17 protein-coding genes are annotated in these 14,127 nt (G+C 42.7%); 8 read left to right on the top strand and 9 right to left on the bottom strand.

Going from position 1 to position 14,127, the window contains the following annotated elements:
* Positions 1-91 precede the first annotated feature (91 nt).
* Positions 92-1,324, top strand: coding sequence for an MFS transporter (locus ACQQ6X_RS11510; RefSeq protein ID WP_305165420.1), 1,233 nt, complete (start codon positions 92-94; stop codon positions 1,322-1,324).
* A gap of 87 nt (positions 1,325-1,411) precedes the next feature.
* Positions 1,412-1,591 (top strand): aspartyl-phosphate phosphatase Spo0E family protein, encoded by a 180-nt coding sequence (locus tag ACQQ6X_RS11505; protein ID WP_305165419.1) that lies wholly within the window; start codon positions 1,412-1,414, stop codon positions 1,589-1,591.
* Between the two features lie 98 nt (positions 1,592-1,689).
* Here ACQQ6X_RS11505 and ACQQ6X_RS11500 read toward each other — a convergent pair whose 3' ends face one another.
* The gene (locus tag ACQQ6X_RS11500; RefSeq protein WP_305165418.1) at positions 1,690-2,589 is read right to left on the bottom strand and encodes a DMT family transporter; all 900 of its coding nucleotides are present in this window, start codon (positions 2,587-2,589) and stop codon (positions 1,690-1,692) included.
* A gap of 155 nt (positions 2,590-2,744) precedes the next feature.
* Between ACQQ6X_RS11500 and ACQQ6X_RS11495 the strand changes: the two genes are divergently transcribed.
* Positions 2,745-3,605, top strand: a complete 861-nt coding sequence (locus tag ACQQ6X_RS11495; RefSeq protein WP_305165417.1) for a TrmB family transcriptional regulator — start codon at positions 2,745-2,747, stop codon at positions 3,603-3,605.
* 143 nt (positions 3,606-3,748) lie between these two features.
* Here the strand turns inward: ACQQ6X_RS11495 and ACQQ6X_RS11490 are convergent, their stop codons facing one another.
* From ACQQ6X_RS11490 to ACQQ6X_RS11480, 3 genes are all read right to left on the bottom strand, one after another.
* On the bottom strand, positions 3,749-4,831 hold the full coding sequence (locus ACQQ6X_RS11490; protein WP_149035628.1) for a bifunctional 3-deoxy-7-phosphoheptulonate synthase/chorismate mutase: 1,083 nt from the start codon (positions 4,829-4,831) through the stop codon (positions 3,749-3,751).
* Between the two features lie 456 nt (positions 4,832-5,287).
* Entirely contained in the window at positions 5,288-5,452 is a 165-nt protein-coding gene (locus tag ACQQ6X_RS11485) for a hypothetical protein (protein WP_430493581.1), read from the bottom strand.
* A 107-nt stretch (positions 5,453-5,559) separates the two neighbouring features.
* The gene (locus ACQQ6X_RS11480; RefSeq protein ID WP_305165415.1) at positions 5,560-5,820 is read right to left on the bottom strand and encodes a hypothetical protein; all 261 of its coding nucleotides are present in this window, start codon (positions 5,818-5,820) and stop codon (positions 5,560-5,562) included.
* Between the two features lie 183 nt (positions 5,821-6,003).
* Here ACQQ6X_RS11480 and ACQQ6X_RS11475 point away from each other — a divergent pair, with 183 nt between their 5' ends.
* Both ACQQ6X_RS11475 and ACQQ6X_RS11470 read left to right on the top strand, forming a co-directional pair.
* The gene (locus ACQQ6X_RS11475; RefSeq protein ID WP_149035631.1) at positions 6,004-6,291 is read left to right on the top strand and encodes a hypothetical protein; all 288 of its coding nucleotides are present in this window, start codon (positions 6,004-6,006) and stop codon (positions 6,289-6,291) included.
* A gap of 132 nt (positions 6,292-6,423) precedes the next feature.
* Positions 6,424-8,313: a sensor histidine kinase gene (locus ACQQ6X_RS11470; RefSeq protein ID WP_305165414.1), complete on the top strand. Its 1,890-nt coding sequence runs from the start codon at positions 6,424-6,426 to the stop codon at positions 8,311-8,313.
* A 98-nt stretch (positions 8,314-8,411) separates the two neighbouring features.
* Here ACQQ6X_RS11470 and ACQQ6X_RS11465 read toward each other — a convergent pair whose 3' ends face one another.
* Both ACQQ6X_RS11465 and ACQQ6X_RS11460 read right to left on the bottom strand, forming a co-directional pair.
* Entirely contained in the window at positions 8,412-8,648 is a 237-nt protein-coding gene (locus ACQQ6X_RS11465) for an NHLP leader peptide family RiPP precursor (protein ID WP_149035633.1), read from the bottom strand.
* Between the two features lie 75 nt (positions 8,649-8,723).
* The gene (locus ACQQ6X_RS11460; RefSeq protein ID WP_305165413.1) at positions 8,724-9,659 is read right to left on the bottom strand and encodes a hypothetical protein; all 936 of its coding nucleotides are present in this window, start codon (positions 9,657-9,659) and stop codon (positions 8,724-8,726) included.
* 191 nt (positions 9,660-9,850) lie between these two features.
* On the opposite strand from ACQQ6X_RS11460, the gene ACQQ6X_RS11455 reads away from it, so the two are divergent.
* Entirely contained in the window at positions 9,851-10,330 is a 480-nt protein-coding gene (locus tag ACQQ6X_RS11455; RefSeq protein WP_149035635.1) for a hypothetical protein, read from the top strand.
* A gap of 49 nt (positions 10,331-10,379) precedes the next feature.
* On the opposite strand, the gene ACQQ6X_RS11450 is transcribed toward ACQQ6X_RS11455, so the two are convergent.
* The 3 genes from ACQQ6X_RS11450 to ACQQ6X_RS11440 all read right to left on the bottom strand — a co-directional run bounded on the left by ACQQ6X_RS11450 (position 10,380) and on the right by ACQQ6X_RS11440 (position 12,065).
* Positions 10,380-10,874, bottom strand: a complete 495-nt coding sequence (locus tag ACQQ6X_RS11450) for a hypothetical protein (RefSeq protein ID WP_305165412.1) — start codon at positions 10,872-10,874, stop codon at positions 10,380-10,382.
* Between the two features lie 86 nt (positions 10,875-10,960).
* Positions 10,961-11,467: a DJ-1/PfpI family protein gene (locus ACQQ6X_RS11445; protein ID WP_305165411.1), complete on the bottom strand. Its 507-nt coding sequence runs from the start codon at positions 11,465-11,467 to the stop codon at positions 10,961-10,963.
* A 244-nt stretch (positions 11,468-11,711) separates the two neighbouring features.
* Positions 11,712-12,065 (bottom strand): AbrB/MazE/SpoVT family DNA-binding domain-containing protein, encoded by a 354-nt coding sequence (locus ACQQ6X_RS11440; RefSeq protein ID WP_305165410.1) that lies wholly within the window; start codon positions 12,063-12,065, stop codon positions 11,712-11,714.
* Positions 12,066-12,268: 203 nt separating this feature from the next.
* On the opposite strand from ACQQ6X_RS11440, the gene ACQQ6X_RS11435 reads away from it, so the two are divergent.
* On the top strand, positions 12,269-13,663 hold the full coding sequence (locus tag ACQQ6X_RS11435) for a helix-turn-helix domain-containing protein (RefSeq protein WP_305165409.1): 1,395 nt from the start codon (positions 12,269-12,271) through the stop codon (positions 13,661-13,663).
* 193 nt (positions 13,664-13,856) lie between these two features.
* Positions 13,857-14,111 (top strand): aspartyl-phosphate phosphatase Spo0E family protein, encoded by a 255-nt coding sequence (locus tag ACQQ6X_RS11430; RefSeq protein WP_305165408.1) that lies wholly within the window; start codon positions 13,857-13,859, stop codon positions 14,109-14,111.
* Positions 14,112-14,127: the final 16 nt, after the last annotated feature.

The raw sequence follows: 14,127 nt of genomic DNA, 5'->3' as shown, positions 1-14,127 counted from the left end.
TGGTTGTTCCACGATGAAAGGCTAAGGGTTACGGTAGACTTTTCTAATTTAGAGGGTAATAATGGAATGAACAGAAGGGACGTGTGGCAGCATGCATCTATATTGGAGGCGCAATCTGATTGTTTTGTGGATCGGTGTATTGTTTTGCAGCATGGCCTATTCCGTGTCGATTCCGTTTTTACCTATTTTTCTGAATACGGAACTGGGCGTAAACAATCAGCTGGAACTATGGTCAGGGATTGCTTTTGGAGTCACCTTTTTAGCGAGCGCGCTGATTGCTCCGTTTTGGGGCTCGCTTGCAGATAAGTATGGACGTAAGCCGATGCTGATTCGATCAGGCTTTAGCCTGGCGATATTGTACCTGGTATGTGCTTTGGTGACAGACCCATACGTATTTGTAGGAGTTCGTTTGTTTCAAGGACTCCTCTCTGGATTTATTCCTGCGGCGATTGCGCTGGTCGGAACGGGCTCACCTGAAGAAAAAACGGGCTATGCCCTTGGCATTATGGCGACTGCTGGAGCGACGGGCAGTATTATAGGCCCATTGATTGGCGGTGTAGTGAGTCATTATTATGGCAATCGGAATGCCTTTTATTTCTCTGCGGCTCTTGTATTGGTATCTGCGTTAATCGCGACATTTGGCGCTAGAGAGGATAGCTTCAAGGGGACCAGTACCCGCTCGCATGTGCGTGATGATATCAAAGAGGCTATTGCGAATCGGCCGCTGTACTTTTTGCTTATTCTCGCTGGGTTAAGCACCTTTTCCGTCATGATATTGGAACCGCTAATTACGGTGTATGTGCTTGAAATGGGTGTGGACCGCAGTCATGCATCTTTAAGCTCCGGGATTGTATTCTCAGCGGTAGGTATCGCGGCGGTGTTGATGGCTCCCCGATGGGGCCGGATTGGAGAGAAAATCGGTTTTGCACAAGTGCTGCTGATTGGGCTAATCGGTTCCGGAATCGGGAACATCTTGCAGTTTTTTGTAACCAATTTTGTTGGTTTTGGTGCGCTGCGGTTTGGATACGGATTGTTTTATGCGTCTGTGATGCCAGCGATCAATGCAATGACTGTGGAGGTCACCAAGCCGGAGTTTCGCGGACGAGCCTTTAGCCTGAATCAATCAGCTACCCAGCTCGCGACGATGGCGGGGCCGCTGATCGGCGGCATGCTTGGCAGCTGGATGCCCATTCGCTGGATCTTTGTATTAAACGGGGGCATCTTGCTGGTTGCAGCATTGTTGCTATGGGCGAAGGGAAAAAACGTTTTTATGGCTTCAGCCCAAAATAAAGCAACGGATCAGAATATTCATTCTGCCGGATAGGCGAATTAGATAATTATCCCAAACCCTTATTTTTAGTGTATTATTCATAACCCTTTACACTGATATTACGACAGGGAGGGATATATTATGATAAGAGACGACATTTTGCGTCAACAGCTTGAGAATGCTCGTCAAAAGCTGTATATTTTACAAGCAAAACATGGTTTTAATCATGCCAGTGTGCTTAAACAGTCTGTAATTATGGATAACCTCATCAATCAATATAACCACCTTTATTATATAAAAGAAAAAATGCCGACTGCATAGATATAACTGACTGGGCGAGAAACTTTTAGAAAGGCCGCTCGCCCTGGTATTGTAGGATTGAAACATATATTCAAACAGGACTAATCTGTAATATCGTTTCAGGTATTTTTTTGATGTGCACTCATGAGTACACCTATAATTACGACCAGACCGCCAATCATTTGGCGCCATGAAACTGTTTCATGCAATAGCACGACAGAGAAGATCACCCCGAATATCGGAACCAAATTCATTAAAGAAACGGAACTGCTCGGTGACAGCTTGATTAATCCGTAATTATAAAGCAAAAATGCGATAACAGAGCAGAACACACCCAGATACATAAGCAACATAAACGATCCCGTGGTCGGGGCCTGCCAGCTATCCTTTTCTAATAGGGCTAATGGTATGAAAAAGATACTCCCTGCAACGGTTTGATAAAAAGATAACGTCACTGGTGGATATTTGTCCACCACCTTGCGCGTCATAAAAGTATAAAACGCCCATGCAAATCCAGTTCCAATCAATATTAAATTTCCGATGAGTTGATTTTTGCCATCCGGGCTTTCGCCAACAGAGGTTAAGAAATATACCCCAATCATGGCCAGTGCTATACCGCAGATTTTATATTTGGATAATTTGACCTTGTACAAAATAAATTCAAGCAGTGATGTAATTGCGGGATACGATGCGACAATTAATGCTGCGTTGGAAGCGGTAGTCAGGCTAACCCCTATATTCTCCATTGAAAAATAAAGAGTGATTCCCAAAACTCCACTAAACGAAATCGTAGCCAAATCTTTTGGTTTTACTTTGACATGTTCTTTTTTGATCAGTAAAACGATACCTAATACAATAGAAGCTATTATAAATCTGGATAGACCCAAGGTTAGAGGAGGAAACGTCGTATAGGCTGCTTTGGTAGCAATAAACGAGGTGCTCCAAATTAATAGGGCTAGAATCGTAGAACTGTAGTAAATCCGGTTGCTTTCGCTGTGGTGAGCTATGACTTTGTTCAAGTTAAATCCTCCCTGAGGTCATCCCCTATGAAAATACGATAGTAGCTACTATAGTTACTACTATAAAAATACTATTAAAAAGATAGTTTGTATATCAGTTTTTGTCAAGGGGAAGTGATATAGTAAGGAAGAACATGAATTGAGGAGAAGACGTCATGAAATCAAAACCAAACATATTAGAAATTCTGCGTGATTTGAATTTTAGTGAATATGAAGCCAAGGCTTATGTGACCTTATTGGAAAGCTCTCCACTTTCGGGATATGCCGTTTCATTGAACTCTGGAGTCCCAAGATCCAAAATTTATGAGGTTTTGTCGGGGTTGGTCAACCGTGGCGACATCATGGTCAGTCAAGAAAGTACACCTCTGTATGTGCCGCTTCCTCCACATGAATTAATTGCCCAGAGAAAACGCAAAGCAGAGCAGATTTTTAATGTGGCGCAAGAGAGTCTGGAGCAGTACACAGCATCGTTTCAAAATAGAGAGAACATTTGGAATATTTCGGGGTATGAAGCCATTATCAACCGCATCAATGAAGGTGTGAAGGGAGCCAAACACCGAATTTTACTGGAAATTTGGAAAGAGGATGCCGAGGTGTTCCGAGATGCCCTGGAGCAAGTCGCTCAGCAAGGAATTGAAGTGGTCATTGTAGCATATGGTGATCTTAACTTTGATTTTGCTACCGTTTACCGCCATGATATGAGTGAGGAGATTACAGCCGAAATCGGTGGTCGGTGGATTGTGCTTAGCATAGATGATCGGGAGGTTGTGGCTGGCATACTTTCACTTGGGGATGACAGCCGCGCTGCCTGGACGCTGCATCCGGGTCTTGTGATGCCGATAACGGAAGTGATTATTCATGATATTTATATCATGGAAATCCTATATGAGTTCCGTGAAGAATTGGAGGCAAAATTTGGACCTAATCTAATCCACCTTCGCAATAAGTTCGCTATGGGTCCGAATGGAAAGGGATATTATGTTCCTTTGACTGAAAAAAGCATTAAACGTGTATAGAGATCGTGCGAGATCCAATTGCACAAATAAAAAGGCCCATGGATATGATTCCATGAGCCTAATTTGTTGAATGCTGTGTTTAGGATTATAACCTTTTATTTTAGGTATTCTTTTTATTGAAGGTTTTAGGTGGAAAATTAGTTTTACGCTTTGAACAAACCGGATTCTTTGACTTCAGACAGGAATTTGTGGAACTCAGGTATGTTCAGCTGTTGCTGGGCGTCGGACAAAGCGACCGCCGGGTTCGGGTGAACTTCTACCATGATTCCGTCGGCACCAGCTGCCAGGGCAGCTTTGGCGCAAGGGGCCAAGATGTCCTTACGTCCTGTAGAGTGAGTCACGTCCACCAATACAGGCAGATGGCTCTCTTTTTTCAAAATCGGAACCGCGGAAATATCCAGCGTGTTGCGTGTCCATTTTTCATACGTACGAATACCGCGTTCAATCAGCATGACTTGTGTGTTGCCACGGGAAACGATGTATTCGGCAGCATGCAGGAACTCCTCCATTGTCGCAGCCAGTCCGCGTTTGAGCAGAACCGGAGTTCTGGTTTCACCCGCAGCTTTAAGCAATTCAAAGTTATGCATGTTGCGCGCGCCAATTTGAATAATATCGATGTATGGGATGGCTTCCTCCAAATGTCTTGGATCGACGATTTCGCTGATTGTAGCCAGCCCGAACTCGTCGCCTACGCGTTTGAGGATTTGCAGGCCTTCAATACCTAGCCCTTGGAAATCGTACGGAGAGGTACGTGGTTTGAACGCACCACCACGCAGAATCGGTACACCGGCTTCCTTGAGAGCCGCACCTACCTCGCGCGTTTGCTGGTAGCTTTCTACCGAGCAAGGCCCTGCAACCATGATGGAGGCTTTGCCGCCCACCAGCGTATCCTTAACCTTGATAACCGTGCTATCTGGCTGATTTTTACGGCTGACGATCAGATGTTTTTTATGTTCCTCTTTTTGATAGTTCAGAGAAGCCTTAAAAATATCTTTGAACAACTGGCGAATCGTAGCATCGTCGAAAGGTCCACGATTAGCTGCGATCAGCTTGTCCAGCATTTGTTGCTCACGCACTGGATCAAAGTCAGGTACTCCTTGAGCTTCTTTCAATTTTCCAAGCTGTCCCGCCAGTTCAGCGCGTTGGGACAGCAGCTCCAGCAATTGCAAGTTGGTAGCATCGAGCTGTTCCCGCAACAGTTCCAAAGATTTTTCATTGGTTGACATACAGTACACCCTTCCCGAATTTAAATTGTTTTTTCTTTAAAGCCTAAAGACTTTTGCAGAAAATAACACAAAAAGGCACTCGTCGCAAGGGACGAATGCCGTGGTACCACCCTAATTACAGAAGTATACATACAAGTCGTCAACGTCATTCAATTGACGGCAGTAACCTCTGAGCTTGATGCCCATAACGGGGGCCTCCGGATGCCTCTACAGCGGACAAAGGAATGAATCCTTCTATCGGTTCAAGGCTCGACTCGGGAGTGAATTTCAACGCAGGATTGCGGTACGCTCTCAGCAATACGTACCTTTCTGTGGGAATCCGCTAGACGTTTACTTGTCTCCGTCCATGTCTTTGTTCATGGTATTCAAAAGATTTGACCTTATTTTAAACAAAGTGGATGCAGAAGGCAAGCCCTGATTTCCGATTCTAGTTTTTGCATTCCCTATCTGTCCTTTTCATTTTGCCTGATCTTTGGGTTCAGGCTCCGCAGATGCTACTCCTCGTGGGTTATCTCCGGTAGAGGTATCGTCGGTATGGGTTTTATCCGCAGTCCTGCGGTCGTCTGCTTCCACAGGATTCAGGACTTTATAGCGTTTGTACTCCATATCAGCCTGAGACATCGGATCTTTGTACATAGGAGATCGGTCAACTCCTTTCAGTGTATACCCTTCATTACCCGCAGAGCAGGAGGGACAACCGCTTTCTTGCCCCTTATAATGTCAAATGATTAATCCAGAATATCGTCGCTATCCAGTTGTTCTTCTTCATCCCCATCGGTACCGTTCAGCAAATCTGTACCATGCAGGAATTCAGCAGGCGCAGAGGGATCAGCAGGGCTGTTGGGAACCAGTTCATCAGCATCTGGAACGTCCTCCAGAGGTGTATCCGGTCCCTCGATCAGATTCTCCCAGTTTGTTTCTGCATTTTGCAGGGAAGGCTCAAAATCATGATCCTGTAGCTCCGTATTTGGATTGTCGCGATTGGCCATCTAACTCAGCTCCTTTACTTTTTGCTGCTTATTTCGACCTTACCCAAACCGCAGAACGGCTAAACCTTGTGTTAGTGTGTCTGCAAGAAGTTAAAATCATGCGATTAGGGAGTTGCTATTTCCCAATTCGCGTTTTTTTGATAAATGCTGTGATATGATAAAGAAGAGCTGGAGGGATATGAATTGGAATGGTACATGTTTGGTCCGATGATTAGCCGGATTCGAGTAGGTCAAAAGGCATCTACCCCAGGCTATTCGCGTACCGTTATTCGGCGCCCGGATGGTTTATACTGGACAGATGGCGGACAGGCAGGAAAAATAGTAGAAATACGCGATTATTTATTCTCTGATATTTGGACGATATATGAGGATGAAGAATGTGAACCTTGGATTAGAGTCAGAGATCAGATGGAGCGGCGTGAACAGGAAATGATCATTAATCAATATGAAGATTTTACAAATAATGATTAAAAAGAACATGATACCCTTATTATGAAGAAGGTATGAACATCATCGTATAGAATAATATAATTTTAGGACGAGGAAAATGTTAAAACATATACAAACTTGTAAATCCTACTATGTAACTTTGAGGTGCTTAATATGAGGCATGTGCCCAAAGCTGTCGCCGCTCTGCTAGCGGTCATTGTGATACTCTTGTCGCTGGACCCTACTGGCTATGCAGCCAAAATGACCCCGGAAATAGAGTATAAGATACCCTCCTGGGATATGAGATGGGGAGCAGAAAACGAGGATGGCTCTTTAGATGAGGTGAAGGATCCCAGTAAGGTGTGGACGCATATTGAAGATGATACACAACTGCTCAAGCAGCCGGGTAATAGAGGCACCGCGTGGATTCGTATTAAGTTACCTTCACTAAATGATGAGACACCAGCGGTACTTTTTGAAAATATTTATGGCAGACATATTACGCTGTATAAAGATGGTACCAATTTTTATGAATCCTACCGTGGATACAATTATGAGAATAATCGCATTCTGATTCCGCTGAAGCCAGATGACAGCGGCAAAACATTATACATATGGACGGAAAGTAGCAAGCATAGACTGGGCATTAGCGGTAATGTGTTGACCGGTGATTATCGTGACTTGTTGGGGATCTTGGTCAGAATTGATATTTTGGATATTGTTCTAGGCAGTACATTTATCTTTATCGCGTTGGTACTGCTAATCTGCTCGTTCTTCCTGTTCCGCCCGAGCATGGCCATGTGGCTGTCCCTAAGCGCGATTGTATTGTCTATCGGTCTGATGATCGTAACGTATTCGCCATTTTTGTACACGTTCTACCGCAGCTATGGCAAGCTGTATTTACAACTGTTTGATGTGGCGTTGTTTATTCTGCTGCCTTCCTTAGCCTTCTTTTTTGAACAAAATATCAATTCGATTATACTGATTCGCAAATTTAGAAAAGTGTTAACCGCCTACTCTTTGTTCTGCTTCACCATGATGATTGTGAATCTAGGAGCACAGGAACGGCTGAACGATATATATTATTTTTTCAGTGTCAATGTCCTCAGTGTATTACTCGTAGCTTTACTGGTACTTTTGGTATTCGCTTCGGTTCGCATGGCCCTTAAGGGAGACCGTGAAGCGATTATTTTATCAACAGGATTTGCATTTTTTGCTGTCATCTCTATTACAGAACTAAGTTGGTTCTTCATTCGGGACGGACACTACAATATGTTTCTATGGAAATGGGGCGTGTTTGGCTTTGTCCTGGCATTGATTGCGATCTTGGGCAGAAGGCTGGCGGAAAAGCACAAGCAGGTCGTTCGGTATTCCAGAGAACTGGAGATGTTCAATAATGAGCTTCAACGTTCAGAGAAAATGGAGATTATTAGCGATTTGGCTGCATCTGTAGCTCATGAGGTACGCAATCCGCTCCAGGTTACACGTGGATTTCTTCAGTTGATGAGCAAGCAGGAGGATGGTAAGAACAAAGACTATCTGCATATCGCTCTGGAGGAGCTGGATCGCGCTTCCGCGATTATTACCGATTTTCTGACTTTTGCTAAACCAGAGTTTGAACATACCAAAACGTTGACCATTTTGGATGAGTTCAAACATATTGAAGGAATCATCAGTCCGATGGCTAATTTGCAAGGTGGCAAAATTTCGCTGGATATTCCCCAGGAAATCAAAGTTCGTGGGAATTCTTCCAAATTCAAGCAGGCATTCATCAATATCATCAAAAACAGCATTGAAGCGCTGCGAGAACAGGGACATATTCATATATGGGCTTATGTAGACAATGGAGAAGCAGTCATTCATATTCGAGATAACGGTGAAGGGATGGATGCTCAGACCTTATCCAGACTAGGCGAACCTTATTTTTCAAATAAGACTAAAGGAACGGGTTTGGGGATGATGGTGACCTTTCGGATTATTGAGGCGATGAATGGTAAAATAACTTTTACAAGTGCAAAAGGGGTGGGAACAGAAGCAACCATCCGCTTCCCCGTAGCCGGATAAGATCCGGCTTTTTTGCGTTCGGAGAAAGCGGAGGATGCTTGCTGAGCCCACCCGCATGAGACTAAAAGGTATAGCTTAAATAAGCTGCAACGCACCAATTACCACTGGGAGCGAGGTTTCTGGGATGCAGCCAGCACGCCGGAAGGGTCTGGAGGGATGACCAGGTAAAACTGATCAGGCGTTTCCTCTACCGTTTTGATCTGGATATGATCGGGGATCACGACTCCTAACACATCACGAATTGCAGATTTAGGATCTGCCATCAGTTTTTCTCTGAAACTGGCATCCTCCCAAGCTTTTTGAATGACTTGTGTTTGAAGAACTTCAGTAGCCATCAAAAATCACCCTCTCATTCAATTGGTTATAATTACCTAGTTAGTATATCACGAAAGACTCGGAAAAATCTAGCGCTATTTCATATTTTTGGAGAGCCAATAGTCAAGGCCGCCTCTTCTCAAATGCGAGCGTCCGCCTTCAATTTCTGCCGCCTCTTCGCCCAGTTCTGCTGCGATGGAATGCGCAAAACTATGCAGATCATGGATGGAAGGCTCCATGGAATCCAACTGCCGGACTGCATGATCAGCAATGCTCACATAGCTGGCGAGCGCACCACGTACATAAATCGCTTCCTGAATTTGTTGGGGTCCTAGTCCTTCACAGTACGCTATCTTCTGTTCGGCACTGATATGGGACAATAGGCAGTTATAGCTATGTTCCACCAAATCTTCTGCCCAATCCGCCCAATCATCCGACATTTGGAGGACCAGCAGTGCTAAATCCGTCATATGGGTAACAGTTTGAATCAGATCAGCATGGCCTGCGAGTAGTAAAGCACCCGTACCAGCCATTTTAAGCGGGCTTGCTTTCAGTGCGACCTTATGTCGTTCCCCTTGAAAATAGTCCTCTGTTCCTTCGGATGTCACACTAAGGGCCCATTCGTTCACATATGTCCGGGCATAAGACCAAAAAGGAGAGGTTGCCGGAAAAAGGTCCTGATAAATGCTCAGACACTCGGTATAGAAAAGCTGGCTTAAGGCGAGTTGCATTTTACGGTTGCCTGCTGCTGTGTCCATCACGTCGTCTTGAATAAAATAGTGCGCCATGATGAACACGTTGCCGAGTGACAGCTTGCGACATGTTTCGGGGGAGAGTCCTGTGAGTTCCTGCAGCCAAAATGGAAGCAGATAGCATATATAATTACGCGTACTATCTTCCCGCAACGGATTAAACCGTGCCAGGAAGTCTAACCCCTCTTGTTGAAAGGGGACTGGAAATGCGGCCGTCCGTTCCTCCGCTTGGCGGAATACCTTTTCCAATTCTTCTTTGTATGCAAAATACCATTCCATGGCTATCACCCGCATCTCTTATAAATGTTTTTATAGCGACCTCTGGTTGTTACCCGCCATTATACAACAGATTGCAATTTTCAAGAATTTGTTATTTTTGCGTAAAGAATGTTGTGAAAAGCATATAAAATGAATAAAAAAAGCTGAAAGAGAAAATATAGATGAAAAAGGGTGAAAGAAGGGTCTGCAACATGAATAAACAATGGAAATTGACCGCTGCTATCCTCTATGGAGGAGTGATGATGTACAGTACTGCGAGTATTGCGGGAGCGTCCGGTATTGAATCGGTTACTTCGTTGCAAGTTCTCACTCCCAATGTTTCGGTCCAAGGAGAAGCCCGCCAGTGGAAGCTTGAACCACAGGACAACGATCATGATCACGGGCATGTGCACAGACATAGACACGGTAAAAGACCTGGCGGCTTGAATCACCATCTCAACGAGAAAGTAGCCAGACTGCTGGGGATCACACCTGTCCAGTTAGAAAAAGAGCTGGGACAAGGAAAATCGTTGGCCGAAGTCGCTAAAAGCAAAGGCATTCGAGAGGATCAGCTTATAGATAAATTGAAGAATGAAATGACCGTGGATTTGAAGCGGATTGTGAACCGTAAAGGTCCGATTACATTCGATCGTAAGTCTGGAACTTCGAAGGAAGCTCAATTGAAGCGATAGTCTGGGAGTAGGATCGTTTTATAAAAAAAAGGATGGGGAATACCCATCCTTAAATTGCCACTTCTTTATCCTGCACAATGTCATATTTAGTTACTTTACCAGTGAATTTGTCTACATAATAGAATCCATAAGTAGCAATGTGATCAGGAAAATCTTCGTATGCTCTTAAAGAGTATTTTGTTCCTTCGATCCCTTCAACCATTACGTGTAACTTATATTTAGTGGCTTCGTTTTTTATTTTATCCAAAAGAATAGTGATTGCTTGATTTTCTGTAATAATATTTTGCTGTTTACCTAAATACAGTTTATTACCATTGATGGTGATTTGTCTGCTTTCTGCAGTTCCAAAATCCTTAACAGAGATGTACGTGTTTCCGTTGTAAATTAAGCCCTCGGCAGTATTCTTTTTTGTACCCTCTAAAAATACATCAAACTTTTTCACAACAGCATTTACACTTGTTCCAGATGCAGCCATTGCAGTTGCACCCGTAATCATCATACCCACGATTAAGCCCACGAATAGCCCCTTTAATTTGTCCTTCATTCTAATTGCCCCTTTTATGTATGTAAATTTATTTATTAATAATATCCCAAATATCACCATGTATAAAGTGGTTGTTGTGAGGAGAGTCAGCTATCTTTAAAAAGCTTGAAAAAATCGATGGTTTCATTAAAATCTTCATCATCCGTATAAATGTTCATGACCTTGCCTATTTCGATTGCAAAATCTACATACTTATTGGGTTTAGCAGATATGATATTCTTGTGTATCTCCAGACCCGATGGATGACTCACATGGTTTTTAGAAGATACACCTGCTAGCTCCAATAGTTCAGTGGCAGAACAAATGGTCGCGATTACTTTATGATCATTATTCAGTGCATTAATGAGAGCTAGCAGCTGCTTGTTCGTCTTTAATTGAGTGTTATCTCCACCAGGTATAATCAGAAGTTGAATGTCCTCCGCAGACACTTCATCAAGGGCTACCGAAGGCGTAACTTTAAAATCCTCATAGGAAATGACAGGATCTTTGGTTACTCCAATCGTAACAATGTCCCCTTTGGTTTTCATAAAATAGGTCGCTAACATAATTTCAAAACTAACATAACTATCATAAATTAGAACATGTGACTTCATTGAACACCTACTCACAACGTTAATTTTTTTAGCTTCGAGTCTGGGAAATGCCTGTTTAGGAAGTTTGTATATAGACCGAATATATCATCTTGACGAGTTTAAATCCATATTTTGCAGCAATATCATTTAGAAGTTTTGGTGATTTTAACTTGTTAAATTTTGATAAGTATGGATTCGAAGTTAAAAAATAACCAGTCGCCTTGAGATAAACAGCGACTGGTTATTGGAGTTTACTGGGATCAAGTTAATCAATATGTTCAACCAAATGTTGCGACGATGATCGTTTTATGCTTTTCTCACTTTCTCCAGCTTCCTTAACAGCAAGAGCAGGTATTGGACATACCTCGATGTTTCCCTTCAACTCTTGTATGCATTTTTTACATAAAAATGAATCTCTGAAATAGCTTAAATCCTGGACCGAATGGCATAAGTGACAGCAGACACCAATATACTTCCGCATACTTAACAATCCGGTTTCAACATCCAAATAAAATTCTAAAGACTCGCCAGCTTGAATACCCATAGAGGTTCGCAATTCCTTTGGAATAACAATCCGGCCTAAAGAGTCCAAGGGACGTGTCATACCTGTATTTTTCAAGTGACCTTCTCCTATCATAATAATCTATCATCCAATGATCTCCTAATAAAAAGATAATAATCTTATAAAGTAAAAGTATTTATTGATGTTCCAAAAGATGGTATTATCATGAATGAAAAAACAGTAATTATACTATTTGTTTCAAAACTATATGAATTATTGAAAATGGGAATCTATGAAGATGCTGAAAGGGTGGTTTATCCATGGAAATCACACCTACGATACAGGCAGAAGTTCAAACCTATCTGAAACGAAAAGGCTTAACCATGACCGAGTTTGGTCACACGATCGATTTGAATGTAGGTACAGTTAGTGGTATTGTGACGGGCAACCGATCTATTTCTGTTCACCAACTGGATAGTATTACTGCGGGAATGAATTTACCACCGGATTATTTTTACGAACGCTACATTGAAGAATGCATTGAAGAATGTCCGCTCAACTGGAAAAAAATCAGTCCGTTCCTGTACCGATGTATTGAGCTAGGGCGATTGGACTGCTTGCAGCGAGTTGTCATTCTGTTATTGGATAATCCTAATTATCTGCCATCGCTCTTTGAAGTCGCCGAAAATGTATACAAAGACGGTTACAACGAAGCAGCCGCTTACTTATACAAAAAGGTAGCTGAAAGTGAGAAGCAGCAGCATTCAGAGCGATTGGCAATCTGCCAGTATCGCTTGTTCCAAATCAAAGTTGCACAGGATCGGGCTGTAAATCTTCAAGCTGCCATTGAATTTGCCCCCTTTGTGGATCGCTTAGACGAGATAGAGCAATTAGATGCTCTAAAAGATTTAGCGAATGTCTATAGGTCATTAAGCATGTGGGACAAGGTGTATGAATTTGCACATCGGATGGGTCAGTTAGGACAGCTTCAATATCATTTGGTTCACAATTCCAAGCGCAAAGGAACAGAACAACGAAAAAAGCTAAGCAGACCACTTTTTACTTACATAACGTACTCCGATCTACTGTGTGCTAACGCTTTCGATGCAAAGGGAGATCATGAGCAGGCATTAGATCACATTCATCGTTATGCCGATCTGAGTTGGGTGAAGGAAAGAGACACCGAGTCTCAGTACTGGAAGAAGCAATATCTGCAATGGGCGAAAATTAATACGTATGTGAATAGACTGATGTCTGGGGACATCAGTGTTCTCCCGGATTACGTGGAACATATGGCTGCCGAAGAAGAGATCTTTGCCGAGCTACTGAACGTCCTTGAAGTGGCTAATCGATACAATGTAGATGTAGATCATATTCTTCAGCGCTTTAAGCCCCAAATTGAAGCCTATCAAGAACCGTCATCTTCAGACATGTATACACAGCAGGTTTTACCGGAAGAATACGTACGATTCTGGTACAAAATGGCTAAGTACAATCTGGATAAAGGCAGATATTCTTATGGTTTCAAATGTCTATTAAATGCTTGGAATAAGGCTGAAATTCTTAATAAAGGGCTGCTTATGCATAATTGTGCAATGCTATTTGAACGCTTCAGGGCTTATGCCGTTCCAGAAACAGAAGATAAATTGCAAAGTCTATGGGAAAAAGTCGATCAAAAAGATGGCTTTCTTCTTGATGGTAAAACTTATTACTGATCATTGTGCTAGCTTAAGTGTAAAAAAATTTGAGGACATGTTGGTGGATCTTGATCAAGCACTAATTCATTTACTCTAGGCCAGCTTAATGCTGGTCTCTTTTTGTATTATTTTGTAATTTTTTGCTTCAAAATTGATCCTGACGTATTTGTACATCCTTTCTTAAAATGAGATTCAAGAGGAGGTATGTAGGATGAACAAGGATGAAAAGAAAACGTTAATTCAACAAATGGAATTCGCCAGACAACGCCTACATGATCTGTACACAGAGTATGGCTTAGGAAATGCTTGTGTACTGGAACAGTCTATGCTTTTGGATGAACTGATTAACCAGTTCAACCGTATGTTTCAGACCAGGAAGCAGCCTCACCAAGTTGTGGATCAGATCATGAGCAGCGACAATGGTATGTTGAGTTCATCCCCCCATTCTTTTTATGCAAAAGTGTGACTTCTCCCACGTAATG

Source organism: Paenibacillus ottowii (assembly GCF_050516475.1).
In the GTDB taxonomy this organism is placed as follows: Bacteria; Bacillota; Bacilli; order Paenibacillales; family Paenibacillaceae; genus Paenibacillus; species Paenibacillus ottowii.
The sequence above is the reverse complement of the archived record's forward strand: the minus strand, read 5'-3'. Positions and strand labels throughout refer to the sequence as shown.

Excerpts from the sequence above, each read along its gene's own strand:
- ACQQ6X_RS11460 (WP_305165413.1), bottom strand. The coding sequence starts at position 9,659 with ATGGAATGGTATTTTGCATACAAAGAAGAATTGGAAAAGGTATTCCGC.
- ACQQ6X_RS11445 (WP_305165411.1), bottom strand. The coding sequence starts at position 11,467 with ATGAAGTCACATGTTCTAATTTATGATAGTTATGTTAGTTTTGAAATT.
- ACQQ6X_RS11435 (WP_305165409.1), top strand. The coding sequence starts at position 12,269 with ATGGAAATCACACCTACGATACAGGCAGAAGTTCAAACCTATCTGAAA.
- ACQQ6X_RS11505 (WP_305165419.1), top strand. The coding sequence starts at position 1,412 with ATGATAAGAGACGACATTTTGCGTCAACAGCTTGAGAATGCTCGTCAA.
- ACQQ6X_RS11450 (WP_305165412.1), bottom strand. The coding sequence starts at position 10,874 with ATGAAGGACAAATTAAAGGGGCTATTCGTGGGCTTAATCGTGGGTATG.
- ACQQ6X_RS11485 (WP_430493581.1), bottom strand. The coding sequence starts at position 5,452 with ATGTCTCAGGCTGATATGGAGTACAAACGCTATAAAGTCCTGAATCCT.
- ACQQ6X_RS11465 (WP_149035633.1), bottom strand. The coding sequence starts at position 8,648 with ATGGCTACTGAAGTTCTTCAAACACAAGTCATTCAAAAAGCTTGGGAG.
- ACQQ6X_RS11470 (WP_305165414.1), top strand. The coding sequence starts at position 6,424 with ATGAGGCATGTGCCCAAAGCTGTCGCCGCTCTGCTAGCGGTCATTGTG.
- ACQQ6X_RS11490 (WP_149035628.1), bottom strand. The coding sequence starts at position 4,831 with ATGTCAACCAATGAAAAATCTTTGGAACTGTTGCGGGAACAGCTCGAT.
- ACQQ6X_RS11495 (WP_305165417.1), top strand. The coding sequence starts at position 2,745 with ATGAAATCAAAACCAAACATATTAGAAATTCTGCGTGATTTGAATTTT.
- ACQQ6X_RS11455 (WP_149035635.1), top strand. The coding sequence starts at position 9,851 with ATGAATAAACAATGGAAATTGACCGCTGCTATCCTCTATGGAGGAGTG.
- ACQQ6X_RS11510 (WP_305165420.1), top strand. The coding sequence starts at position 92 with ATGCATCTATATTGGAGGCGCAATCTGATTGTTTTGTGGATCGGTGTA.
- ACQQ6X_RS11430 (WP_305165408.1), top strand. The coding sequence starts at position 13,857 with ATGAACAAGGATGAAAAGAAAACGTTAATTCAACAAATGGAATTCGCC.
- ACQQ6X_RS11480 (WP_305165415.1), bottom strand. The coding sequence starts at position 5,820 with ATGGCCAATCGCGACAATCCAAATACGGAGCTACAGGATCATGATTTT.